This is a genomic window from Pantoea sp. Ap-967 (genome assembly GCF_011752565.1).
Classification (GTDB): domain Bacteria; phylum Pseudomonadota; class Gammaproteobacteria; order Pseudomonadales; family Pseudomonadaceae; genus Aquipseudomonas.
Genome location: NZ_VWXK01000012.1, coordinates 110762 through 134825, shown reverse-complemented (window position 1 = coordinate 134825; position 24064 = coordinate 110762). Strand labels below are relative to the sequence as shown.

The following is a 24064-nucleotide window of genomic DNA, read 5'->3' as shown; positions in this document are numbered from 1 at the left end:
CTAGCCGATGTTGGACAGCTTGAGCAGGTGGCGCAGGTCGTCGAGCACATGCTTGCCGTTGACCTTGGCGTCGTAGCGCAGCACCAGGTTGCCGTGGGGGTCGACGATCCACAGTTGCGGGCCGACTTCACCCACCTTTTGGCTGTAGCGCTGGGCGTCGAGTGGATAGCGCTGCAATTGCGGATATTCACGGCCGAGCAGCGCCTGGTACTCAGCGTTCAGTGGCTGCGCGGTGGCCAAGGCATGGCTGGCGCGGCTGGCATCGCGGCCCAGGCCGACCTGAATCTGCCGCACCAGGTAGACCAGGCGCTGGCAGTCCTCGGTGCAGGCCTGCGGGGCGCTGACCAGCAACTGCCAGCGCTCGTCCTCGCCAGCGATGCCGATATCGGCGCGGCTCAGGCCATTGCCGATCATCGCGCCGTGGTAGCTGCGGCCATCGGGCACCCAGAACTGCAGCTTGTACATGCAGGTGGCCAGCACCATCGGCCCAAGCACCACCAGCAAAATCAAAATAAGCTGCAAACGCCCGCGGGCTCTGGGTTTGCTACGGTCAGGCAGGTCCAGTGGAGTGGCGGCGGCCATGGGGTTTCTCCTTCTTGTGGTGCCAGCCAAAGTAGAGGTAGAGCAGTACCAGGGCGGTGGCCAGGGCGAACCATTGCACCGCGTAACCCAAGTGTTTTTCCGGGCCCAGGGCCACGATTGGCCAGCCCAGTCGGTAGCTGGCAGCACCCGGTTCCAGGCGCAGTTCATGGGCGAAGCCTTCGCGGTCGAGCTGCTGCCAGAGCGTGGCCGGGTCGACGGCAGTGAGCAGGTGCGGCCACTGCCCGCCGACTGGGTCGGGGTGTAGCTGGAAGGTCTTGCCCGGCGCCACGTACACCGTGGCATCCAGTGCCAGGGCCTGATCGGGCGTGGTGAATGTCACTGGCACGCGGCGATCCGGCCACGGCAGCCAACCGCGATTGACCAGCAGCCAAAGGCCGCTGGCCTGGTCATGGAAGGGTTGCAGCAGTTCCACGCCGGCCTGGCCGTCACGCATGCTGTTGTCCAGCAGGATGCTGTGCTCGGCATCGAAGCGACCGAACAGGCGCACACGGCGGTAGGCGGGGTCTGGCGTTTGCGGGAGCTGGCTGGTGGCCACCGGTGGTTCGACTTCACGCTCTGCATAAGTGGTGAGCAACGCGCGTTTTTCATCGGCGCGGCCCAGCTGCCAGCAGCCGAGTGCGATCAGCCCTGGCAGCAGCGCGAACACCAGCAGGGTGGGTATCCAGCCTGGGCGAAACGGCCTCACGGGCGCCTCGCTATACTTATCCACATCACTGCATTCCCCCGGAGTAGCGCCATGCTCAAGGCCGCGATTGTCCTGATGCTGTTGGCCACGGTGGCCAGCCTGTTCAGTGGCCTGGTGTTTCTGGTCAAGGACGACGATCAATCCACTCGCCTGCTCAAGGCCCTGACCGTGCGGGTCACCCTGGCGGCCCTGACCGTCGGCCTGGTTGCCTGGGGCTTCATCAGCGGCCAGCTGGTTTCCCACGCGCCCTTCTAAAAGCGTTCACCTCCCCCCTGTAGGAGCGGGCTTGCCCCGCGAATGCGCCGGCACATTCAACATCGCATTCGCAGGGCAAGCCCGCTCCTACAGCACGTAGACAAAGATAAACAGCCCCACCCACACCACATCGACGAAGTGCCAGTACCAGCTCGCCGCCTCGAAACCGAAGTGCTTGTCGGGGTTGAAGTGCCCACGCAGGATGCGCACGAACATCACGATCAGAATGATCGTGCCCAAGGTCACGTGGGCACCGTGGAAACCGGTGAGCATGAAGAACGTCGCGCCGTAGATCCCCGAACCCAGCGTCAGCCCCAGCTGGGTATAGGCCTCGTGGTACTCGTAGGCCTGCAGCGAGATGAAGCTCACGCCCAGCAGGATGGTCAGCGCCATCCAGAATTTCAGCGGCCCCCGGTGGTCACGGCGCAGGGCGTGGTGGGCGAGGGTGATGGTCACGCTGGAGCTCACCAGCAAGATGGTGTTGATCAACGGCAGGTGCCACGGGTTGATCACTTCCTTGGGCGGCGGGAACAGTTTCGGGTCTGGCGTGTGCAGCAATGGCCAGGCGAACTCGAAGCTCGGCCACAGCATGTGGGCGATGCCCTTGTGCCCTTCACCACCCAGCCATGGCCCGGCCAGCACCCGCACATAGAACAGCGCGCCGAAGAAGGCCATGAAGAACATCACTTCCGAGAAGATGAACCAGCTCATGCCCCAGCGGAACGAGCGGTCCAGCTGCGGGCTGTAGAGCCCCGCGCGGCTTTCGCGTACCACCGAGCCGAACCAGCCGAACAGCATGTAGGCCAGGAACAGCGCACCGACGAAGAAGATCAGCGGCCCGTGCGAAGACGGGTGGCCGGCCTTCATGTCGTTGAACCAGGTGCCCAGGCCGAACACCGTGATGAACATGCCGAGGGTGGCGATGATCGGCCACTTGCTCTGCGCCGGTACGTAGTAGTGGTCATGACTTGCCATTGCCGATCTCCTTCCCTTAGCGGGCGCCCTGGGCGTTCTGCACCGCGGCATGGGCGACCGGCGGATGACGCGCAGTGATGTCGAACAAGGTGTAGGCCAGTGTCAGGTGCTTGACGCTGGCCGGCAGGTCGCGGTCGACGATGAAGCGCACCGGCATCTCGATGCGCTCGCCCGGCTGCAGCACCTGCTGGGTGAAGCAGAAACACTCGGTCTTGTGAAAATACGCCGCGGCCTCGGCCGGGGTGATGCTGGGGATGGCTTGCGCACTCATCGGCCTGTTGGTCGGGTTGTGGGCAACGAAGATCATCTGGTTCACCGCCCCTGGGTTGACCTCCAGCTGGTCGGCGGTGGAATAGAAGTCCCAGACCATGTCGGCGGCGTTGGTCGACATGAACTGCACCCGCACCGAACGGCTCGGGTCGCTGACCTGGCTGCCTTCATACTGGCCACCGGTCTTGCCGTTGATGCCAAAGGCCTTGCACATCACGTCGTACATCGGCACCAGGGCGAAACCGAAGGCAAACATCACCACCGTCAGCAGCAGCAGGCGGGTGACCAGGCGCTTGAGCGCAGAGCCGTTCATGGCCGCACTCCTACTTCACGTCTGGCGGGGTCTGGAAGGTGTGGTAGGGCGCAGGCGAGGGAATTTCCCACTCCAGGCCCTCGGCGCCGTCCCAGGGTTTGGCCGGCGCCGGCGCGCCGCCACGGATGCACTTGATGACGATGAACAGGAAGAACAGCTGGGTGGTGCCGAACAGGAACGCGCCAATCGACGACACCATGTTGAAGTCGGCGAACTGCAGGTTGTAGTCGGGAATTCGCCGCGGCATGCCGGCCAGCCCCACGAAGTGCATGGGGAAGAAGGCCATGTTCATGCCGATGAACGACAACCAGAAGTGCAGCTTGCCAAGGGTTTCGTCGTACATGTGGCCGGTCCATTTCGGCAGCCAGTAGTACGCCGAGGCGAAGATGCCGAAGATCGCCCCGGGCACCAGCACATAGTGGAAATGCGCCACCACGAAATAGGTGTCGTGGTACTGGAAGTCCGCCGGCGCAATGGCCAGCATCAGCCCGGAGAAGCCGCCGATGGTGAACAGGATGACGAAGGCGATGGCGAACAGCATCGGCGTCTCGAAGCTCAGCGAGCCTTCCCACATGGTGCTCACCCAGTTGAACACCTTCACCCCGGTAGGCACGGCGATCAGCATGGTGGCGTACATGAAGAACAGCTCGCCGACCACCGGGATACCCACCACGAACATGTGGTGGGCCCAGACGATGAACGACAGGAAGGCGATGGCGCCGGTGGCGTACACCATCGAGGTGTAGCCGAACAACGGCTTGCGCGAAAACGCCGGGATGATCGAACTGACCGCGCCGAAGGCCGGCAGGATCATGATGTACACCTCGGGGTGGCCGAAGAACCAGAACACGTGCTGGAACAGCACCGGGTCGCCACCACCGGCGGCGCTGAAGAAGCTGGTGCCGAAGTGGATGTCCATCAGCATCATGGTCACCACCCCCGCCAGCACCGGCATCACCGCAATCAGCAGGAACGCGGTGATCAGCCAGGTCCAGACGAACAGCGGCATCTTCATCAGGGTCATGCCCGGGGCGCGCAGGTTGAGGATGGTGGCGATCACGTTGATCGCGCCCATGATCGAGCTGATGCCCATCAGGTGAATGGCGAAGATGAAGAAGGTCACGCTGGCCGGCGCGTAGGTGGTGGACAGCGGGGCGTAGAAGGTCCAGCCGAAGTTCGGCCCGCCGCCTGGGCTGAACAGGGTCGAAACCAGCAGCAGGAAGGCCGCAGGCAGCAGCCAGAAGCTGAAATTGTTCATCCGTGGCAGGGCCATGTCCGGCGCGCCGATCATCAGCGGGATCATCCAGTTGGCAAGGCCGACGAAGGCCGGCATCACCGCGCCGAACACCATGATCAGGCCGTGCATGGTGGTCATCTGGTTGAAGAACGCCGGCTCGACGATCTGCAGCCCAGGCTGGAACAGCTCGGCGCGGATCACCATGGCGAACGAGCCGCCAAGCAGGAACATCATGAAGGCGAACCACAGGTACATCGTGCCGATGTCCTTGTGGTTGGTGGTCAGCACCCAGCGCATCAGGCCCTTGGCCGGGCCGTGGGCGTGGTCATGGCCGTGGGCGTGGTCGTCGATCACTGCACTCATGTCCTGTCTCCTGCAATCTGCTGATTGCCGCGCGAAACCCGGTTCACTTCGCTTCTGCCTGCTTGAGCGCCAGCACGTCCTTCGGCGTGACCATGTCGCCCTTGTTGTTGCCCCAGGCGTTGCGCTCGTAGGTCACCACGGCGGCGATGTCGACTTCCGAAAGCTGCTTGCCGAACGCAGCCATCGCCGTGCCCGGGCGGCCATGGAACACCGTGCTCAGGTGTTCCTCCTTCGGCCCTGTGGCCACTTTCGAGCCTTTGAGTGCCGGGAACATCGGCGGCAGGCCCTGGCCCTCGGCCTGGTGACAGGCCACGCAGGTGGTGTGGTAAACCTTGTCGCCGCGCTCGACCAGTTCCTGGAGCGTCCACTCCTTGCTGGTGAGTTCCTTGAGCTTGGCGGCCTCGGCCTTGCGCTCGCTCAGCCAGGTGTCGTAGTCGGCCTTGGACTTGACCTCGACCACCACGGGCATGAAACCGTGGTCCTTGCCGCACAGCTCGGTGCACTGGCCACGGTAGATGCCGGGCTTCTCGACACGGGTCCAGGCTTCGTTGACGAACCCAGGAATGGCGTCACGCTTGACCGCGAAGGCCGGCACCCACCAGGAATGGATGACGTCGGCGGCGGTTACCAGAAAGCGCACCTTGGCGCCCACCGGCAGCACCAGCGGCTGGTCGACTTCCAGCAGGTAATGCTCGTCCTTCGGCGCCTGGTTGTGGATCTGCTCGGCGGGGGTGGCCAGGTTGCTGAAGAACTCAACGTCCTGGCCCAGGTATTTGTAGTGCCACTTCCACTGGTAGCCGGTGACCTGGATGTCGATGTCCGACTCGCTGGCGTCATAGATGTCGATCAGCGTCTTGGTGGCCGGAATCGCCATGGCCACCAGAATCAGGAAGGGGACGATGGTCCAGAGGATTTCCACCCAGGTGTGTTCGTGGAAATGCGCCGGTTGCTGGCCGGTGGAGCGCCGGTGGACGACCATGGACCAGAACATCGCGCCAAACACCACGACGCCGATGATCACGCAGATCCAGAAAATGGTCATGTGCAGGTCGAACACGGCGTTGGAGACGTCCGTCGCCCCTGGGTGCATGTTCACGGTCCAGGCAGCGTTGGCCTGACCAAAAACCGACCACAACAGCAGGCCCATCCAGACATGTGGATGTCGCATCATTGCGGGTTCCCCTTCTCGTTCTTGTAGTCCCGGAGGCATGGCCTGGGCAAGAGGGAACGGCGGTCAAGACTGCCTGGCTTCGACGACCGAGCCCCTGCTGGTAGCAGCTGGGCCTCATCAACGAATCACGTTCACCGGGAGTATAGACAGCGACCAATGGCCCGCAACGGCGCCGGTTAAAACATCGTCACGAAATCGGGAAATGCCGGCAGAAGCCCGTGTTTGAAGGGTTATGGCACAATAATGGCCTGCCCATATAGCTAACTACGCACACGTTTGCGTCATCTATAACAAATGCGTCTTAGGTATGCTGTATACCGAGCTAAGTTAGTGTCTTCCGTTTGAAACGTCCTGTCCCTGGAGTTGTCATGAACATCGCTGCTGTACGCGAGCAGATTAGCCAAGCCCACGACCACGAAGGCCGCACCGGCCAACTGAAGGAGCGTCTCGAGCTGCAACTGCCCCACCTGCACCCCTCGATCCAACTGCCTGAGCAGGACGCCCAGGGTACATTGGCGCGCTTCGTCAGCGCTTACATCGATCAAGTTCCCGAGCTGCTGGAAGCTGCCCACGACGTGGCCCGCGAGGCCGGTATCGAATCGCAGATCAAACCCGTGCTGAAAATCGCCGAAGCCTATTTCCTGCAGCCACCGAGCGTGATGCAGGGCCATGTGGGCCTCGATTGCCTGCTGGATGAAGCCTACCTGGCGCATCGTCTGGTTGAAGAGGTCAACGACCTGTACATCCGCCACTTCCAGCAGCCGCTGATTCCGGTGGACACCACGGTGGCCAACCTGATCGCCCACCAGCTGATCGGCGAAACCTTTGCCAACCAGCTCGATGAGGTGGTGCACCATTCGGTGGACGAAATGCTCGACGAAGACAGCTTCGCCGCAGAATCGGTGGAAGCCTACCGCGAAACCCTGTGCAGCCCGGAAACCGGCGCGGCCTGGAAGCGCTGGCCTTGCCTGTCGCGCCAGCTGGGTGTGGAGCTGGGCCAGCCGGCCTGAACGAAGGGTCCGATCGCCAGGGATTCGGCGATTGGGCGCATTTGACCATCCCTCTTTCGAACTCGTCACGAATGATGGCAAAATGCCTTGATTAATGATTCGAGGCATGGATGCTCACATTCTCGCGCTTTCCACTGCGCCGGCTGCTATTCGGCATCACCCTGATATTGGTCGCCTTGCTCGACCCGCTGGGGTTGGCCAGTTCTACCGATGACGCATCCTCTCGCTGGCTGAACCGCCTGATGGCCAGCTGGTACGCCGATGATGGGCAACGCCAGGTGGTCGTGGTGCTGATCGACGACGACTACCTCAAGCGCCACGACGCTTCATGGCCTCTGCCCTATAGCGAACAGAGCAAGCTGTTCAAGCGCCTGCTCGCCTACAAGCCAGGTGCGGTATTCATCGATCTGCTCTACAGCCACGATCACTCACGCGAAGTACCAGGGCAGCCGCCTCGCATGGAAAGCCAGGTGCTGGCCAACGTGTTCGAACGCTACCGGCAGCAAGGTATTCCATTGGTCGTGGCCAACTCCGGCGCCAATCGCGATACCTATCGTGCAGTCAATACATTGCCGCGCCTTGCCCAGGCCAGTACACCGGGGTTGGTGGACTGGAGTGGCTTTGGCAACCAGTACCCACTTGCGGTGGCGAGCGAGATTGGCCCGTTGGAAACCCCGGCCATGGCGCTGTACCGGCAGTACTGCCGTCAACATGCCTGCGCACAGCTGCCTGCAGATGCCCAAAGCGCCGCCCGTTTGCCTGCCATGACTGTGCAGTGGGGAGTACATCGTTCTCCTCTGCAGGCGCAAGTTTCCGACCTGGGCGACTGCAACGTCCCAGGGCTGCTCGACCAGCTGCTGCAGGCCGTGTTCTGGAAGCTTGGCAACAGTGCGCAGTCCAACTGTGCCTACAGCCTCACTCTGTCGGCACAGGACCTCGAAGTCACAGCCCCTGAAGACCAGGCACTCATCCGCAAACTGCTGCAGGGCAAACTGGTGCTCGTTGGTGCCCGCATCGCAGGCACCGGGGACGTCACCCTGTCGCCACTGCACGGCAAACTTCCGGGCGTTTATCTGCACGCAATGGCCCTGGACAACCTGATCGATTGGGGACTGGATTACTACCGGGCAACACCCAGCCTGGCCGACCTGGGCCTGCCTGCGAATTGGGCGGTGGATGTCCTCGATATCGTCGAACTGCTGCTACTGGGCGTCATCGCCTACCTCAAAGGGGCGCTCGATGCACCGCTACTGACCCCCTCGATGGGTGACCGCCAGCTACGTGTGCAGCTCAAGCCACTGACCGCCTGGGCAATGGTCCTGGCAATGCTGACTGGGCTCAGTGCGTTTTTGTGGTTCAACGACTTTACCCCCGCCAATGTACTGGGCCTGTTGTTGCTGTCGCTGACGTTGTTCAGCGCTCGGCTGCAGGCGCTCTCAGAGAACAAGCACCAAAGCCGACTGGACTTTTCACCTCAAGGACCCCATCGATGAGCAAGCCGTTACTGTTTCTGATTGCTGCACTGTTCAGCCCAAACCTGCTGGCCACCACTGCGGTCGAAGCCTTCCTTGAGGACCCACTGCCGATTCTGGATGACCAGGGCAAATCCATACGTGACATCGCCAGCGCCAACCTGCCCAAAGGCAGTGTGCCGGTCCTGCAGTACAACAAGGAGCTGGATCTGGTGCAGGTCGAGCTTTCCGGTGAAAAAGTCTGGCTGGACCCAATGACCGTGCGCGTCAATCCGCCCTTGAATGTCGTCAAGCTACCTTGCCAGAAACTCTCCAGCAGCCTGCCCGAAGACCATCAGAACAACTCGACGATCGGCTTCGGCGCCGGGTGCGCCAAATGAGCCCAATCAAAAGCATCGGTGGCCTATTGTGCGCCATTGCGCTGCCGTTGCTGGGAGGCTGCCAGACCCTCAACGGCGCCAACGACGCTTTCAAGAACCTGGTCGGCCCCTCGACTCAGGCACGCCTGGACGGTCGCTACGTAGACCAGCCCGAAGTGCACCAGTACTACCGCCTGGACCCACAGCATGCAGGCCAATTGCGCCTGAGCTTCGATGGCCGCACCTTGCCCGCCAATGAAATCCGCCAGCAAAACCTGGTGCGCATTCCGGAGCTTGAAAATTACCTGCAAGGTATCGTCACGCGCCTGGCCAAAGGTTGGCCAGGTGATGCCCCAGCATTACGCGTGCGCATTATCGACAGTTACGCGTTCGGCCCCTCGGCCGACCCTTATGGCAACATTTTCGTGCCATTGGGTATGCTCGATAACGTCGAAAGCGAGGACGAAATCGCCGCCATGCTCGGCCACGAGATGAGCCATGTGCTGCTGCGCCACCACGACCGCCTGGCCGCATTCCAGCAACAGAAGGAATGGGTGACCAATGTTGCCAGTACCGTGGTCATCGCTGCCATGGCCAAGAACACGGGGTGGAACCGTGACACCGGCAAAGTGTTCAGCAAGGACCCGCTGGGTACGCAGAAAACCATCGGCAATACCGTGCTCTACACCGCTCTGGCCAACAGTTTCTCGGATAACATCTGGAGCACAGCCTGGGGTCGCACCCAGGAAGATCAGGCCGACCTGCTGGGTGCCGACCTGATGATCAAAGCCGGCTACGCGCCGCGTGCATCCAGTGTCAGCCTGCAACGGCTGAACGATTTCCAGGGAAAGCAGAAACCGCTACTGAGTAGCTTTCTCGCAGAGCGCCAGGTCGCCATGAGCGAATCGCTCCAGCAACTCGATATCAACCGCACCACCCGCGAACTGCAAACCTTGCTCAATCAGGGCGTCGGGACGGCGATCGCTTCGACCGGCCAGTATCTGACCCGCTCGCACATGTCGCCGGTAGAGCGTGACGAAGAGCTTCGCCAGTATCTGCATCGCGAGTACAAACCACAGACTCGCGCTCGGGTCGACCGGCGTAGCTGGCCCCGCGTGCGAGACTCGGCTGCAGTTTCGCGCTCGCTGCAAGGGTATCGTGATGCCTACGCGGCAATCACTGCCTTGGAGCAGAAGAAAACGGCAGAAGCCAGCACGTTCATCAAGCGCGCGCTCGCCTCGCCGGTTGCCGACCAACCCGGCGTTCGCCGCGCCGCCTATAGCCTTCACACGGCCCAGGGCAAGAACCGTGAGGCATTGGCGGACCTGCAGGCAATCCAGGACTGGTCCCTGGCCAGCCCGTCGATCTACGACTTGATGATTGGCCATCACCTCAGAAGCGGTGAACCTCAGGCGGCCCTTGCCATGATTGACAAGGCCGAACGCAACCTGGGCTCGGAGGAGCTGTTCATCACTGAAAAGCTCATGGCCAATCGCCAGCTCAAATCCAAGGTCGAGATCGAGCAGGTCCTGCACAAATGCGAGCAGTACCCGAGCCGCAAGGAGGGCTGCCGCAAACTGGTGCCCAAGGCGGCTTGATCAACACTCGGTAGCCCTGCGCAGGCGCCCCTCGATGCGCCGCTTGAGCCCACGTGGCTCGATGATCAGGCGGGCACCCTGGTGACGCTGGGTGCGCGCCCAATCCTCGAGCAATTCCAGCACCGAGTGGTCGATGTAGCTGAGATTGACCATGGGCACATGCAGATGGGTCCCCGCCGGCACAGTATCGAGCACCTGGGTCAGCGCCGGCACCTTGAGGAAGGTGGCCGCGCCGCTCAGGCGCAGTTCCATGTGGCCGTCCTTCTCCAAGCTCACCAGGTTGATCTTCAGCCGCGCCGCCTTGAACGCCAACTTCAGCAAGGTCAGGGCGAAGCCCAGTAGCACGCCGGTCAGCAGGTCGGTGAAAATGATCGCCAGCGCCGTGGCCGCGTAGGTGAACATCGGCATCCGGCCGTAACGGCCCAGGCCCTTGAACGCCTTGAAGTCCACCAGCTTCACCCCGGTGAACACCAGCACGCCCGCCAGGCTCGCCACCGGAATCTGCTGCAGCACGCTGCTCAGTGCCACCACGAACGCCAGCAACCACAGGCCATGCAGGATCGCCGAGGCACGGGTTTGCGCACCGGCCTGCACGTTGGCCGAACTGCGCACGATCACCCCGGTCATCGGCAGCGCGCCCAGCACCCCGCAAAGGATGTTGCCGATACCCTGGGCCGACAGCTCACGGTCGAAATCCGAGCGCTGGCCGCTGTGCATGCGGTCGACCGCCGCCGCCGACAGCAGCGTTTCGGCACTGGCGATAAAGGCCAGGGCAAAGGCCGCCACCAACAGGGTTGGGTCGGCAAGCTTCATCAGGTCGTCCGGGCGAAGCCAATCGATCGCCTGCGACAGGTCGGCCGGCACCTGCACACGGTTCACCGGCAGCGCCAGCCACATGGCGATGGCGGTCATCGCCGCCACGCCCAGCAGCGCACCGGGTACGAAGCGCAGCCGCTGCGGGCGCAAGCGCTCCCAGCCCCACATGATGGCGATGGTGCCAAGGCCCAGGGCACCGGCCATCCAACCAGAACCTGCGCTTTCCTGGGGCAGCGCCGCGGCCACGGTGGCCGGGAATTCCAGCAGGTTCTGCATGCCCGAAGGCTGCGGCGCCGTGTCGAACATCACATGCACCTGCGACAGCACGATCAGCACGCCGATACCCGCCAGCATGCCGTACACCACCGCCGGGGCGGTGACGCGGAACCAGCACCCCAGGCGCAAGCGCCCGGCCAGCAACTGCAGGATGCCCGCCAGCAGCAGGATCGGCCCAAGCATGGCCATGCCATGCTGGCGCACCAACTCGAACACCAGCACCGCCAGGCCCGCGGCCGGGCCGCTGACCTGCAACGGCGAGCCGGCCAGAAAGCCCACCACGATACCGCCGATGATGCCGGTGATCAGGCCCTTGGCCGGCGGCATGCCCGAGGCGATCGCAATGCCCATGCACAACGGCAGGGCGACCAGGAAGACCACGACCGAGGCCAGCAACTCACGCGGCAGGGCCGCTTTCAACTGTGTCATGTTCACCATCATTCTCCTTACTTTGTCACACGGCCATTCCCCTGGCCGTGGGCACGTTTGGCCCCTGACGTGCGCGCAGGCGCGGGCCGCCAGCGCAATCGCCGGCAGGGCAGTCAGGGCATTTTCAAGGCAGCCGAAGGCCGCGCCACACCCCTGGCGGGTGCAGCCGGCTATTCAAGGTTCAGCTGTGGACGGGTCGCTTAGTAGCGGCCTCTCGGAGTGGCGCTTGGAACCGGCTCGCCGGCGGCCAGGGGCAGGAAGCTGTCGCTGACGGCGTCATAAGCTTCGATCTTGCTGGTTTCGATGTCGTAGACCCAACCGTGGATGAACAGCTGGCCCGCTGCCAGGCGCGAGGCCACGGACGGGTGAGTGCGCAGGTGGTGCAGCTGGGCGATGACGTTTTCCTTGGTCAGCACCTGCATGCTTTCGTGTTCGCTGCCGCACGAGCAGTTGTTCTCGACCACGGTGCGGGCCACTTCGGCGTGGCGCAGCCAGGCACCGACGGTAGGCATCTTGTCCAGCGAATGCGGGTTGAGCACCGCACGCATGGCGCCACAGTCGGAGTGGCCGCAGATGATGATGTGGTGCACCTTCAGCGCCAGCACGGCGTACTCGATGGCGCTGGACACGCCGCCGTTCATCTGGCCATAGGGCGGTACCACGTTACCTACGTTACGGGTCACGAACAGGTCGCCCGGCGAGCTCTGGGTAATCAGCTCGGGCACGATGCGCGAGTCGGCACAGGTGATGAACATCGCACGCGGGGTTTGCGCGGTGGCGAGCTTCTTGAACAGCTCCTGCTGCTCGGGGAAGACGTCATGGTGAAAACGCAGGAAGCCGTCGACGATGTGCTTCAGGGCGGCATCGGCGCTCTCCGCGGGGGCTTGCGGAATGACCTTGGATGGGTCCTTGACGGGCATGATTCATCCTCTTGACGGTGTGTAGGTAAATCCATTTTACCGGTGAAAGATTCTGGCTATGCGCAGATTTAGATGACGCGCACGGGCGATAAATCACAGTCTTCGCTGACTGGTTTCCTACGCTAGCGGGGAAAACTTAACTGAAACTTAATTCGAAGGCTCTAGAACGGGTGTTCCAGATGCAAAAGGCGGGAATTGAATAATAGCAAAAAAGCATCAAAAGCCAACAAGGATTACCCAAATTATTGCCTTGAATGAGCCACGTTCGGAGATGGCAATTCAACGCTCCGGCCTGGCACGGCCCCTGTGGTTCAGCCAGGGGGTCAGAACAACGCCATCTGCCCACCCGGCGGGCAGAACGCCGAACAATCCAGCGCCTGCGCCTCGCGCCCTTCGAAACCCAGGCGCTTCATGGCCTTGGCGAAACGCTGGGCCAGCAACTCGGCGAACACCCCTTCACCGCGCATCCGCGCCCCGAAGCGGCTGTCATACAACTCACCGCCCCGGCTCTGGCGAATCAGGCTCAACACATGGGCGGCCCGTTGCGGGTAATGGTCGTGCAGCCATTGCTCGAACAGCGGTGCCACTTCCAGCGGCAGGCGCAGCATCATGTAGGCTGCACTTTGCGCACCCGCCTCCTTGGCCGCCTCCAGCAGCCGTTCCAACTCGCTGTCGTTGATCATCGGAATCATCGGCGAACACAGCACACCCACCGGCACCCCGGCCTCACGCAGCACCCGAATGGCCCGCAACCTGGCCTTGGGCGAAGCCGCGCGGGGTTCGAGCACCCGCTTGAGGTCGTCATCCAGGGTGGTGAGGCTGATCATTACCCGGGCCAGGCGCTGGTTGGCCATCTGCGCCAGCAGGTCGAGGTCGCGCAGCACCAGCGCGCCCTTGGTGACGATGGTCACCGGGTGGCGAAAACGCAGCAGCACCTCCAGCAACCGACGGGTAAGTTGCTGTTCGCGCTCGATGGGCTGGTAGGGGTCGGTATTGGCGCCCAGGTTGATGGGTGCGCAGACGTAGCCGGGCTTGCTCAACTGCTGGGCCAGCACCTCGGCGGCGTTGGTCTTGGCGATAAGCTTGGTTTCAAAATCCAGCCCGGGAGAAAGGTCCCAGTAGGCATGGGAAGGGCGGGCATAGCAGTAGATGCAACCGTGCTCGCAGCCCCGATACGGGTTTATCGAGCGGTCGAAGGGCAGGTCGGGCGAGGTGTTGCGGCTGATCACCGACTTGGCGATCTCGACCCGCACCTCGGTGCCCTGGGTCAGCGGCACCTCCTGGTACCAGCCGTCATCCTCGGCCACCGAATGGCTCGGCGCAAACCGGTTATGCGGGTTGTGCGCCGTGCCGCGGCCTTTTTGCGGGGCGGTGGGGTTCATGGCGGGCCTCTATACTGTATTCATATACAGTATATCAGCCGCCCACAATCCAACAGCCCCTTCGGTCAGCCAGCCCTTACTCGGTTGGCTTCTTCAGCTTCGGGTTAGGGAAGAACTGCACGGTCTGCACCTTGGCCGGCGCCGCCTTGGGCGCCAGGTGGTTGACCCGCGTGCCGAGCTCCTTGGGCACCGACAAGCCCTGCTCGTTGAGGGTGTCGGTGAAGCCACAGGCCACGCACTCGCGGTGCGGCACGTCGTCTTCACTCCACATCATCAACTTGTCGGGCTCGCTGCACGCCGGGCAGACCGCCCCGGCGATGAAGCGCTTCTTGGTCTTGTTCACGGCTACCTCACTCATGCCGCCGCGTCCTCGGTCAGGCCGCTGTGGCGCAACAGTGCATCGATGGACGGCTCGCGGCCACGGAAGTCGACAAACAGCACCATCGGCTCACGCGAACCGCCACGGGCCAGGATCGCCTCGCGGAAGGCGCGGCCAGTCTCGGCATTGAGCACGCCTTCTTCCTCGAAGCGCGAGAAGGCATCGGCCGACAGCACTTCGGCCCACTTGTAGCTGTAGTAGCCCGCCGCATAGCCGCCGGCAAAGATGTGCGCAAAGCTGTTGGGGAAGCGGTTGTACGCGGGCGGGCGCATCACCGATACCTCGTCACGCACGCCTTCGAGCACCTGCAGCACGCTGCGGCCATCGCCGTGGCTGGCGTGCAGCTCGAAGTCGAACAGCGAGAACTCCAGTTGGCGCACCATCATCATGCCGGACTGGAAGTTCTTCGCCGCCAGCATCTTGGCGAGCAGGTCCTGGGGCAGGGCAGCGCCGGTTTCGTAGTGGCCGGAGATCAGCGCCAGGCCTTCGGGCTCCCAGCACCAGTTTTCCATGAACTGGCTTGGCAGCTCGACCGCATCCCAGGCCACACCGTTGATGCCAGACACACCGGCATGCTCGATGCGGGTCAACAGGTGGTGCAGGCCGTGGCCGAACTCATGGAACAGGGTGGTGACTTCATCGTGGGTCAGCAGCGCCGGCTTGCCGGGCGCGGCCGGGGTGAAGTTGCACACCAGGTTGGCCACCGGGCTTTGCAGCGCGCCTGCAGCGGTGCGGCGGCGGTCGCGGGCGCCGTCCATCCAGGCACCGCCGCGCTTGTTGGCGCGGGCATACAGGTCGAAGAAGAAGCGGCCAACGTGCTGGCCGTTTTCCTTGATTTCGAACAGGCGTACGTCCGGGTGCCAGGCGTCGAAGCCTTGCAGCTCGGTGATTTCGATGCCGTACAGGCGCTGGACGATACTGAACAGCCCGCCAAGCACCTTGTCGATCGGGAAGTAGGCGCGCAGGGCTTCCTGCGACACGCTGTAGCGCTGTTCACGCAGCTTCTCGCCGAAGTAACCGGCGTCCCAGCTGGCCAGTTCCGGGCAACCCTGTTCGGCGGCATAGGCCTTGAGCTGCTCCAGGTCCTGGGCGGCGAAGGGTTTGGAACGCTTGGCCAGGTCGCGCAGGAAGCTCAGCACCTGGTCGCTGGACTCGGCCATCTTGGTCGCCAGGCTCAGCTCGGCGTAGTTCTTGTAGCCCAGCAGCCCGGCCAGTTCCTGGCGCAGGTCAAGAATTTCGCGCATCACCGGGCCGTTGTCGAACTGGCCGGCATTCGGGCCCTGGTCCGAGGCACGGGTGCAGTAGGCGGCGTACAGCTCCTCGCGCAGGGCGCGGTCGCTGGCGTAGGTCATCACCGCGTAGTAGCTGGGGAATTCCAGGGTAATCAGCCAGCCGTCGAGGCCCTTGGCCTGGGCGGCGGCGGCCATCTGCGCCTTGGACGAGTCGGTCAGGCCGGCCAGCGCGGCTTCGTCGGTAACGTGCTTGGTCCAGGCCTGGGTGGCATCGAGCAGCTGGTTGGAGAAGCGGCTGCCCAGCTCGCTGAGCTTGCTCTGCACTTCGGCGTAACGCTGCTGCTTGTCCGCCGGCAAGTCGATACCCGACAGGCGGAAGTCACGCAGGGCATGCTCGAGGATAGTCTTTTGCGCCACGTCGAAGCCTGCCGCTTCCGGGCTGTTGACCAACGCCTGGTAGGCATCGAACAGCACACGGTTCTGGCCAAGTTCCGTAGAGTAGGCGCTCAGCGCCGGCAGGCAGGACTCATAGGCCTCGCGCAGTTCCGGGCTGTTGCACACCGCATTGAGGTGGCTGACCGGGCTCCAGGCAGCGCCCAGGCGGTCGTTCAGTTCGTCCATGGCCAGCACCAGGCCGGCCCAGGTGGGCTTGTCGCCCTGCTGCTGAAGGATCTCGGCAATGGCTTTACGGTTGTCGGCCAGGATCGCTTCGATCGCCGGCAACACGTGTTCGGCACGGATTTGCGAGAAGGGCGGCAGATCGTGGGATTGCAGAAGCGGGTTGTTCGCAGTCACGGTTTGGATACCTTGGCAGAAGAAACACTGCCCCATCTTAATTACAATCGACGCCGACCGCAGCAGGCAGCCTGCCTATCGGCACAGATGAGAGACGCTATCATGGCCATTCGCAGCTTCCAGCAACACACTCCGAAAGTGGGGCCCCGGGCATTCGTCGACCGATCGGCGGTGGTGCTGGGCGATGTGGAGATCGGTGAAGACAGCTCGGTCTGGCCGCTGACGGTGATTCGCGGCGACATGCACCGCATCCGCATCGGCGCGCGCACCAGCGTGCAGGATGGCAGCGTGCTGCACATCACCCACGCCGGGCCCTTCAACCCCGACGGGTTCCCGCTGATCATCGGCGACGAAGTCACCATCGGCCACAAGGTCATGCTGCATGGCTGCACCCTGGGCAACCGCATCCTGGTGGGCATGGGCAGCACCGTGATGGACGGCGCCATCGTCGAGGACGAAGTGGTGATCGGCGCCGGTAGCCTGGTGCCGCCCGGCAAGCGCCTGGTCAGTGGCTACCTGTACATGGGCAGCCCGGTGAAACAGGTGCGCCCGCTCAGTGAACAGGAGCGCGCCTTCTTCCCCTACAGCGCCGGCAACTATGTGAAGCTCAAGGACCAGCACCTGGCCGAAGGCTACGACCAACCTGAATGACCGCATTCGCGGGCAAGCCCGCTCCCACAAGGTCAGTGGAGCCTTCAAGGCCAGCGCTGGATCTGTGGGAGCGGGCTTGCCCGCGAAGAAGGCCACGCAATACTCAAGTGGAACCCCTTACATGCACCAGCAAAACATCCTCTTCGACCTCGACGGCACCCTGACCGACCCGCGCCTGGGCATCACCCGTTCGATCCAGTACGCGCTGGCCAAGCTGGGTATCGACGAGCCGGACCTGACCCGCCTCGAACACTTCATCGGCCCGCCCCTGCTGCAGGCTTTCATGCAGTTCTATGGCTTCGATGAAGCCAAGGCGTGGGACGCGGTGAATTTCTACCGCGAACGCTTCCGGGTCACCGGCCTGTACGAGAACCGGGTGTTCGAAGGGGTGCCGGAACTGCTCGAAGCACTCAACGGCCAAGGCCGCACGCTGTACATCGCCACCTCCAAGCCATGGGAATTCGCCCGCGAGATCGCCCGGCACTTCGCCTTCGACCGGCATTTCAAGGTGATCTACGGCAGCGAGCTGGATGGCACGCGCACCAACAAGGTTGAGCTGATTCGCCACCTGCTGGATGAGCAAGGGCTGGACCCTGCGCAAACGCTGATGATCGGCGACCGCAAGCATGATTTGATCGGCGCCCGCAGCAATGGCCTGCAGGCGGTGGCGGTGGGGTATGGGTTCGGTAGCCGGGAGGAGCTGGTGGCCGAGGCGCCGGCGTTTCATTTTGCTACGGTGGCCGAGTTGCATCGGGCATTTTGTAGGGATTGAGGGGGTTGGGGCTGCTTTGCAGCCCATCGCGACCTTTGGTCGCTCCTACAGGGATCGCGTTCCTGGTAGGAGCGACCAAAGGTCGCGAAGGGCCGCACAGCGGCCCCAGCTTCACATCAACCGCTGCAACGCCGCCTTCCTCTCGTCAGCCGGCAACCGCCCAAGCTGCTCGACCCGCTCATAAAACCGCGCCCAGTCTCCATTCACCTCCCGAAACAAGGCCGCAAACGCCGGCACCCACTGGTCATACAGCCCGAACGGCAACAACTTGGCATTGTTCAACGGCGCGTAGATCCAGGCGTCATAACGTTTATCCCCGTTCCACTGGCTGTCACGCACCTGCTTGTACTCGCCCCGCAAGCGCTCGAATTCCGCCTGCTTGGCCATTCGCTTGTGCACATCGTCCAGGGGCCCTGCATAAATCGCCTGCAACCGCTCACGGCTGGCCAGTATCAGCCGGGTGAACTGCTCACGCTGCTCGGAATCATCCGCCCCCACCGGCGCAAGCCCGCGTGCCACCCGCCATTGCCGGGTGCCTTCCTGCTCGACGAAGTTGGCATACGACTCGTTGAACTCGGTGTCGTCCTTCACATAGAAGCGCTGGTGCGCCAGCTCATGGAAGATCAGCGTGGCCAGGCGTTCATCACCCCAGGCCGCCATGGACGAGAGGATGGGGTCATCGAACCAACCCAACGTCGAATAGGCCTCCACGCCGCTCACGTACACATCCAGGCCCTGCTCACGCAGCAACGCCGCGGCACCCCGGGCAGCGCCCTGCTGGTAATAGCCCCGGTACGCCACGCAGCCGGCAATCGGAAAGCAATGGGTCACCGGCTGCAGCGACAGCTCCGGCGTTGCGAACACATTCCACACCACGTAGGGCCGCTTGAGGTCGGTATACAGCCGGTAGCTGCGGTTATCCGGCAGCTTCAGGTGCTGGCTGGCGAACAACCGCGCCTGCTCGGCATGCGCCAGGCGCTCGCGCAGCTTCGCCGGGGTGGCGGGGTTGGCGATCACCTGGTCCACCGGCTGGCGCGCCCGCAGCAGCTGCCATTGGCCCTCGGCCAGCTGGCCGTAGTAGCCCAGGCTGCTGCAACCGCTCAGCGCAATGATGCCCAGCAGCGGAACCAAATGCCTGAAAACGCGGTCGAGTGGCCCAGGGCCTGAGCGCTTGAGAACAACAAAGAGATCCATCTGGGGCTTTCCCGCTCACGGCCAATGCACTTCAAGACTATCTCGCCAAGGGGGAGTTTCGCCATGCGTGCACTGTTGGTCACCGGCTCATTGTTGCTGGTTTCGGCCTGTTCGACCCTGCCAGACCCCGACCCGAACCAGGCCTGGGTCGACCTTGCTCCCTACGACAACGCCTCGCTGCACGCCGTGCAGGTAGACGAGCGCGACTGGGCCGACAACCGCTATTTCGAAGTACAGCCCGGCAGCCACGAGCTGACCGTGCGCTACCAGTTCCCGGTTGCACCGAGCAATATCGGCCCGGTCGAGGAGCCGTTGTGGCGCGATTGCCAGGTCAAGGTGGCCTACAAAGGCTTCAATGCCGGCGAACGCTACCAGGTGCAGGCCGGCAGTATCGGTTTCCGCCCCTGGATCAAGCTCTACGACCAACAGCAAAAACTGGTCGGCCAAGGCTCGCCAGCGGGTTGCCAACGCACCTGAGCCCGGCAAATGGCGCTATGCTTGTAAGCTGTAAATCGCAAGTGGGAGTTTTGCCATGCGCCAGCCCATGATGCTGATCGCCCTCAGTGCACTGGGGGCTTGCGCCAGCCCCTTGCCGCCCGCCGACCCCGGCAAAGCCTGGGTCGACCTCTATACCATGACCCCAGGCCGCCTGGTCATGGCCGACCGCCTGGACGGCCAGCGCCTGGATGATGGCCGCTACTTCCAGGTAACGCCCGGCAAGCACGAACTGGTGGTGCGCTTCGATTATGAAATCTATGCCGGCGGCATCATGACCGAGCCCAAGGACCGCACCTGCTACCTGACCGTGCGCTACAACGACTTCAAGGCCGGCGAGCGTTACCGGCTGGAGGCCCGGGCACCGGTGATGGAGCCGCAGGTGCTGCTGTATGACGCCAGCCGGCGGGTGGTGGTGAACGAGCCCAGCGATGTGTTTTGCATTCCCTGAGCGGAGCTGCCTTGCAGCCCATCGCGACAACCTGTCGCGATGGGCCTCAACCGTCAGCGATCATTCTTCTGGTAAATGATCTTCTTGGTACCACCCTCGCAGCTACCCACGACCATGTTCTGGTCCTTCACCTCGCTGTTGGGCACGATCTCCAGGGTGTAGGACTGCACCCCCTGGGCCTGGATCTTGGCTTCGATCTCAGCCTTGAGTTCTTCGCACGGTTTTACCGCCGCCAAGGCAGAAGTGGCCATCAGCGAAGCCAGCACGGCGATTGCTACGCGAATCATGGAACGGCTCCTGGAAGGGCAGCGGTGCTGCCGATGCTGTTTAGACTACAGCAAACCGTTGCCGTTGCGCCGCTTAGCCCACCAGCGTGGCATCCAGGCTGATCTTCGCGTTGAGCACCTTGGACACCGGGCAACCGGCCTTGGCCTTGTTGGCGATTTCCTGGAACTGCGCGTCACTGGCGCCGGGCACCTTGGCCTTGAGAATCAGGTGCACCGCCGTGATGGCAAAGCCGTCTGGCTGCTTGTCGAGGGTGACTTCGGCAATGGTGTCGATGCGCTCGGGGGTCAGCCCGGCTTCACCCAGCATCATCGACAGTGCCATCGAGAAGCAGCCGGCATGGGCCGCGCCAATCAGCTCCTCTGGGTTGGTGCCCGGCGAGCCTTCGAACCGTGTGTTGAAGCCGTAAGGGTTTTGCTTGAGGGCGCCACTTTCAGTGGAGAGCAGGCCCTTGCCATCCTTCAGGCCACCTTGCCAAATCGCCGATGCTGTCTTTTTCATGATGCCTCCTGGTCGCAGGGTTACTTACCTAACGGTTCAGAGGCCAGCGTCCTACGGCAAGTTCAGAGCAATTACCCCGTTAGCATTGAATCCGGCGAATGTGCCCATACAGAGTCAACAGGGCCTGCGGGCCAACCATTCTTGCGGAGGCTCCCATGACGCCGTTGCGTGACCTGAAAATATCCACCCTCGACCTGGTGCCCGTGCGCGCCGACCAAGGCCCGGCGCAATCGCTGCACAACTCGCTGGACCTGGCGCGGCATGTGGAGCGCTTTGGCTACAACCGCTTCTGGGTGGCCGAACACCACAACATGGACGGCATCGCCAGCTCAGCCACCTCGGTGCTGATCGGCTACCTGGCCGGCGGCACCTCGACCATCCGAGTCGGCTCCGGTGGCATCATGCTGCCCAACCATGCTCCGCTGGTAATCGCCGAACAGTTCGGCACCCTGGCCAGCCTCTACCCCGGGCGCATCGACCTGGGCCTGGGCCGCGCGCCGGGCTCCGACCAGATGACCGCCTACGCCCTGCGCCGCGACCGCGCCGGCAGCGCCGACGATTTCCCGGACGATGTGGAAGAACTGTCGCGCTACCTGGGCCCGCGTACCGATGACCAGAAAGTGATCGCCGTGCCCGGCCACGACACCGACGTGCCCCTGTGGCTACTAGGCTCCAGCCTGTTCAGCGCCCAGTTGGCCGGCATGCGCGGCATGCCCTATGCCTTTGCCTCGCACTTCGCGCCGCGCTACATGCATGAGGCGATTCGCATCTACCGCGACCACTTCAAGCCCTCCACCACCTTGGCCAAGCCCTACGTGATGCTGGGGATTCCGATGGTGGTGGCGGAAACCGACGAAAAGGCCGAGTACCTGGCCACGTCGGTATACCAGCGCATTCTGGCGCTTATTCGTGGGCAAAGCCTGATGCAGAAACCGCCAGTGCCGAGCATGGATGGCCTGTGGCTGCCCCATGAGCGCGATGCAGTGGGCAGTTTCCTGGGCTTGGCGATGATTGGCAGCCCGCAGAAGGTGCGGGCCAAGGTCGAGGTGCTGCTGGAGCAGACTGGGGCCGATGAGCTGATCTTCACCTGTGATTTGTATGAGCATGCGGACCGGGTGCGGTCCTATGAATTGTTGGCGCAGGCCTTGAAAACCGAGTGACGTTCTTCGCGGGGCAAGCCCGCTCCTACAATCTAATGTGTAGGAGCGGGCTTGCCCCGCGAAGAAGCCAGCCCATCACCCACGGCGGTAGACAATCTCCTTGCTACCCGCCTCGCAGCTGCCCACCACCTTGCCCGCCGGGTCGCCTTTCTTGACGATCTCCAGCTTGTAACCGCTCACACCCTTGGCATCGAGCTTGGCCGCGATTTCCGCCTTGAGCTCTTCACAGGGCTTGCCTGCAGCCATGGCACCACCGGCCAGCGCCATCATCCCCACTGCCAGAATCAGTTTCTTCATCGATCGCATTCCTTGTTACAGATGAGAAAAGACCAGAAGGGCGCCGCCAAGGCGCCCTTCGAAGTTATAACGCCATCACGCCGGGCGATGCCAGCCCGTTTACGTTTCAGCTGTTGGCAATACGGAAGCCCACCTTCAACGTCACCTGGAAGTGCGCTGCCTTGTTGTCGCGGATATGCCCCCGGGTGTCGACCACCTCGAACCACTCCAGGTGCTTGATGCTCTTGCCCGCTTCGGCCAGGGCATTGTTGATCGCTTCTTCAATGCTGGTAGGGGACGAACCTACCAGTTCGATCTTCTTGTAGGTGTGATGATCGGTCATGAGCGCTCTCCTTGGATGACAGTCAGTTGAGCCTAGCAGTGCAGGCCACGTTTACCTGCGAGCGGCAACTGCCCGGTAAAGTTCGATCGCACTTTCCCGCAGCCAGGGGGTCGCACTTGTTACAGTCCATACTGCAAAGGAGAGTCAACATGCACCGCAACTCGCTGCGCAAATCGTCCCTGGAAAGCATGGAAGCAGAGATCGAGAGCCTGCTCAAAAGCCTGGAAAACCTGAAGCATGACGCTTCCGAGGAATCGCAAAAGTCGGTAAAGGCGATACGCAGCAATGCCGAGAGCGCCCTGCGCCACTCGCGCAGCCTGATCAGCGATGCCTACCAGGAAGTCAAGCAACGCACCCGCCAAACCGGTATCGCTACCCGCGACTACGCACAGGAACATCCCTACACCACCGCCGGCGTGGCCATCGGCGCCCTCGGCCTGTTGGCGGCCTACCTGCTGTGCAAGCGTAACTAAGCGCTCTGGCGCGCCAGTTCCGCGCGCAGCCACTGCGCCAGCTGCTCGGCGCGCCCATCCGCGGCGCGCCGTGGCACCCACAGCGCCAGCGCGGCGGGGGTAGGTGAAAAGCCCCACGGCGCGCTGAGCCGCCCAGCCCGCAGGTCATCAGCCACCAGCGGCTGCGGGGCGATGGCCACCCCAAGGCCGGCCACGGCCGCCTCCAGCAAGTAATACAAATGCTCGAACGCCTGGCCGTAGTGCAACGTCGCCGGGTCCAGGCCCTGCTCGGCCACCCAGGTGGGCCAGGCTTGCGGGCGCGAGGTGGTGTGGAGCAACGCCTCATCGAGCAATGCCTTGGCAGGCGCGCCCTGCAAGCGTTCGAAGCCGTTGAAGTGCGGGCTCAGCACCGGGCCAATGCGCTCCTGGGCCAGCACATGCACCTGCATGTCTGCCGGCCACGGCGGCTCGGCGTACACCAGCAGCGCATCCAGCCCGGGCCGGCGCGGGTCAAGGTCGCCTTCGCCGGCGGACAGGTGCAGGCGCAAGGCCGGCAGGTCGGCGTTCAACCGCCCCAGGCGGGGAATGAACCAGCGCGCCAGCAGGCTGCCGGAGCACCCCAGCACGAACGGCGCTTCGCTCACATCCCGGCTCAGCTCGGCGCAGACGCTACGCAGGCGGTCGAACGCTTCGCCACTGGCATCGCGCAGGCGCACCCCGGCATCTGTGAGTTTGATGCCGCGCCCATCCTTGCTGAACAGGGCCAGGCCCAAGTGCTCCTCCAGCACCTTGAGCTGCCGGCTGACGGCCCCGTGGGTGACGTGAAGCGCTTCGGCTGCCTGGCTCACGCTGTTGAGCCGGGCGGTGGCCTCGAAGGCCCGCAGGGCATTGAGGGGAGGGAGGTCGTGGGCCATGTTACCTGTGAGTTTTTCTGACAAGTTTGC

Annotated in this window: 28 protein-coding genes; 11 read left to right on the top strand and 17 right to left on the bottom strand. The window is 63.2% G+C overall.

Going from position 1 to position 24064, the window contains the following annotated elements; translation table 11 throughout:
• Both F3J45_RS15080 and F3J45_RS15075 read right to left on the bottom strand, forming a co-directional pair.
• Positions 1-582, bottom strand: coding sequence for a hypothetical protein (locus tag F3J45_RS15080; protein WP_167063867.1), 582 nt, complete (start codon positions 580-582; stop codon positions 1-3).
• The gene (locus F3J45_RS15075; protein WP_167063865.1) at positions 551-1288 is read right to left on the bottom strand and encodes an SURF1 family protein; all 738 of its coding nucleotides are present in this window, start codon (positions 1286-1288) and stop codon (positions 551-553) included. The genes F3J45_RS15080 and F3J45_RS15075 overlap by 32 nt, the downstream gene beginning before the upstream one ends.
• Positions 1289-1339: 51 nt before the next feature.
• On the opposite strand from F3J45_RS15075, the gene F3J45_RS15070 reads away from it, so the two are divergent.
• Entirely contained in the window at positions 1340-1543 is a 204-nt protein-coding gene (locus F3J45_RS15070; RefSeq protein ID WP_153789017.1) for a twin transmembrane helix small protein, read from the top strand.
• Between the two features lie 87 nt (positions 1544-1630).
• Here F3J45_RS15070 and F3J45_RS15065 read toward each other — a convergent pair whose 3' ends face one another.
• The 4 genes from F3J45_RS15065 to coxB are packed head-to-tail and all read right to left on the bottom strand — an operon-like array spanning position 1631 to position 5872.
• Complete coding sequence (locus F3J45_RS15065) at positions 1631-2518, bottom strand: cytochrome c oxidase subunit 3 (RefSeq protein ID WP_167063862.1); 888 nt, start codon at positions 2516-2518, stop codon at positions 1631-1633.
• A 16-nt stretch (positions 2519-2534) separates the two neighbouring features.
• A complete protein-coding gene (locus tag F3J45_RS15060) occupies positions 2535-3101 on the bottom strand; it encodes a cytochrome c oxidase assembly protein (RefSeq protein WP_167063859.1) in 567 nt (188 codons plus the stop codon).
• Positions 3102-3111: 10 nt separating this feature from the next.
• Entirely contained in the window at positions 3112-4701 is a 1590-nt protein-coding gene (ctaD, locus tag F3J45_RS15055) for a cytochrome c oxidase subunit I (protein WP_167063856.1), read from the bottom strand.
• Positions 4702-4744: 43 nt separating this feature from the next.
• Positions 4745-5872, bottom strand: a complete 1128-nt coding sequence (gene coxB, locus F3J45_RS15050; RefSeq protein ID WP_167063853.1) for a cytochrome c oxidase subunit II — start codon at positions 5870-5872, stop codon at positions 4745-4747.
• A gap of 368 nt (positions 5873-6240) precedes the next feature.
• Between coxB and F3J45_RS15045 the strand changes: the two genes are divergently transcribed.
• From F3J45_RS15045 to F3J45_RS15030, 4 genes are all read left to right on the top strand, one after another.
• Positions 6241-6882, top strand: coding sequence for a hypothetical protein (locus F3J45_RS15045; RefSeq protein ID WP_167063850.1), 642 nt, complete (start codon positions 6241-6243; stop codon positions 6880-6882).
• A 110-nt stretch (positions 6883-6992) separates the two neighbouring features.
• The gene (locus F3J45_RS15040; protein ID WP_167063847.1) at positions 6993-8375 is read left to right on the top strand and encodes a CHASE2 domain-containing protein; all 1383 of its coding nucleotides are present in this window, start codon (positions 6993-6995) and stop codon (positions 8373-8375) included.
• The gene (locus tag F3J45_RS15035; RefSeq protein ID WP_167063844.1) at positions 8372-8734 is read left to right on the top strand and encodes a hypothetical protein; all 363 of its coding nucleotides are present in this window, start codon (positions 8372-8374) and stop codon (positions 8732-8734) included. Before F3J45_RS15040 ends, F3J45_RS15035 begins: the two co-directional genes overlap by 4 nt.
• A complete protein-coding gene (locus tag F3J45_RS15030; protein ID WP_167063841.1) occupies positions 8731-10311 on the top strand; it encodes a M48 family metallopeptidase in 1581 nt (526 codons plus the stop codon). The genes F3J45_RS15035 and F3J45_RS15030 overlap by 4 nt, the downstream gene beginning before the upstream one ends.
• On the opposite strand, the gene F3J45_RS15025 is transcribed toward F3J45_RS15030, so the two are convergent.
• From F3J45_RS15025 to prlC, 5 genes are all read right to left on the bottom strand, one after another.
• Positions 10312-11832: a SulP family inorganic anion transporter gene (locus tag F3J45_RS15025; protein WP_205300526.1), complete on the bottom strand. Its 1521-nt coding sequence runs from the start codon at positions 11830-11832 to the stop codon at positions 10312-10314.
• A 200-nt stretch (positions 11833-12032) separates the two neighbouring features.
• Entirely contained in the window at positions 12033-12689 is a 657-nt protein-coding gene (locus F3J45_RS15020; protein ID WP_205299958.1) for a carbonic anhydrase, read from the bottom strand.
• Positions 12690-13075: 386 nt separating this feature from the next.
• On the bottom strand, positions 13076-14134 hold the full coding sequence (locus F3J45_RS15015; protein ID WP_167063833.1) for a PA0069 family radical SAM protein: 1059 nt from the start codon (positions 14132-14134) through the stop codon (positions 13076-13078).
• 76 nt (positions 14135-14210) lie between these two features.
• Entirely contained in the window at positions 14211-14492 is a 282-nt protein-coding gene (locus F3J45_RS15010; protein ID WP_016484250.1) for a YheV family putative zinc ribbon protein, read from the bottom strand.
• A complete protein-coding gene (prlC, locus tag F3J45_RS15005; RefSeq protein WP_370526380.1) occupies positions 14489-16540 on the bottom strand; it encodes an oligopeptidase A in 2052 nt (683 codons plus the stop codon). The genes F3J45_RS15010 and prlC overlap by 4 nt, the downstream gene beginning before the upstream one ends.
• Positions 16541-16642: 102 nt before the next feature.
• Here prlC and F3J45_RS15000 point away from each other — a divergent pair, with 102 nt between their 5' ends.
• Positions 16643-17191: a gamma carbonic anhydrase family protein gene (locus F3J45_RS15000; RefSeq protein WP_167063827.1), complete on the top strand. Its 549-nt coding sequence runs from the start codon at positions 16643-16645 to the stop codon at positions 17189-17191.
• Positions 17192-17312: 121 nt separating this feature from the next.
• Positions 17313-17963 carry an HAD family hydrolase gene (locus F3J45_RS14995; protein WP_167063825.1) on the top strand — a complete coding sequence of 217 codons (651 nt, stop codon included), beginning with the start codon at positions 17313-17315 and terminating at the stop codon, positions 17961-17963.
• Positions 17964-18074: 111 nt separating this feature from the next.
• On the opposite strand, the gene F3J45_RS14990 is transcribed toward F3J45_RS14995, so the two are convergent.
• Positions 18075-19157, bottom strand: coding sequence for an aminopeptidase (locus tag F3J45_RS14990; RefSeq protein ID WP_167063823.1), 1083 nt, complete (start codon positions 19155-19157; stop codon positions 18075-18077).
• 63 nt (positions 19158-19220) lie between these two features.
• Here F3J45_RS14990 and F3J45_RS14985 point away from each other — a divergent pair, with 63 nt between their 5' ends.
• Both F3J45_RS14985 and F3J45_RS14980 read left to right on the top strand, forming a co-directional pair.
• Positions 19221-19634: a hypothetical protein gene (locus tag F3J45_RS14985; RefSeq protein WP_167063820.1), complete on the top strand. Its 414-nt coding sequence runs from the start codon at positions 19221-19223 to the stop codon at positions 19632-19634.
• Between the two features lie 55 nt (positions 19635-19689).
• A complete protein-coding gene (locus F3J45_RS14980) occupies positions 19690-20103 on the top strand; it encodes a hypothetical protein (RefSeq protein WP_167063817.1) in 414 nt (137 codons plus the stop codon).
• Between the two features lie 53 nt (positions 20104-20156).
• On the opposite strand, the gene F3J45_RS14975 is transcribed toward F3J45_RS14980, so the two are convergent.
• Positions 20157-20390 (bottom strand): DUF1161 domain-containing protein, encoded by a 234-nt coding sequence (locus F3J45_RS14975; RefSeq protein WP_167063814.1) that lies wholly within the window; start codon positions 20388-20390, stop codon positions 20157-20159.
• Between the two features lie 73 nt (positions 20391-20463).
• The gene (locus tag F3J45_RS14970) at positions 20464-20889 is read right to left on the bottom strand and encodes an OsmC family protein (RefSeq protein ID WP_167063811.1); all 426 of its coding nucleotides are present in this window, start codon (positions 20887-20889) and stop codon (positions 20464-20466) included.
• Positions 20890-21044: 155 nt separating this feature from the next.
• Between F3J45_RS14970 and F3J45_RS14965 the strand changes: the two genes are divergently transcribed.
• On the top strand, positions 21045-22049 hold the full coding sequence (locus tag F3J45_RS14965) for an LLM class flavin-dependent oxidoreductase (protein WP_167063808.1): 1005 nt from the start codon (positions 21045-21047) through the stop codon (positions 22047-22049).
• Positions 22050-22124: 75 nt separating this feature from the next.
• On the opposite strand, the gene F3J45_RS14960 is transcribed toward F3J45_RS14965, so the two are convergent.
• Both F3J45_RS14960 and F3J45_RS14955 read right to left on the bottom strand, forming a co-directional pair.
• Positions 22125-22346 carry a DUF1161 domain-containing protein gene (locus F3J45_RS14960; protein ID WP_167063805.1) on the bottom strand — a complete coding sequence of 74 codons (222 nt, stop codon included), beginning with the start codon at positions 22344-22346 and terminating at the stop codon, positions 22125-22127.
• Between the two features lie 106 nt (positions 22347-22452).
• Positions 22453-22668 carry a dodecin gene (locus tag F3J45_RS14955; RefSeq protein WP_003253076.1) on the bottom strand — a complete coding sequence of 72 codons (216 nt, stop codon included), beginning with the start codon at positions 22666-22668 and terminating at the stop codon, positions 22453-22455.
• A 149-nt stretch (positions 22669-22817) separates the two neighbouring features.
• Here F3J45_RS14955 and F3J45_RS14950 point away from each other — a divergent pair, with 149 nt between their 5' ends.
• Positions 22818-23141, top strand: coding sequence for a YqjD family protein (locus F3J45_RS14950; protein WP_167063802.1), 324 nt, complete (start codon positions 22818-22820; stop codon positions 23139-23141).
• Here the strand turns inward: F3J45_RS14950 and F3J45_RS14945 are convergent.
• Positions 23138-24034 (bottom strand): LysR family transcriptional regulator, encoded by an 897-nt coding sequence (locus F3J45_RS14945; protein ID WP_167063799.1) that lies wholly within the window; start codon positions 24032-24034, stop codon positions 23138-23140. The genes F3J45_RS14950 and F3J45_RS14945 overlap by 4 nt on opposite strands.
• Between the last annotated feature and the right edge of the window lie 30 nt (positions 24035-24064).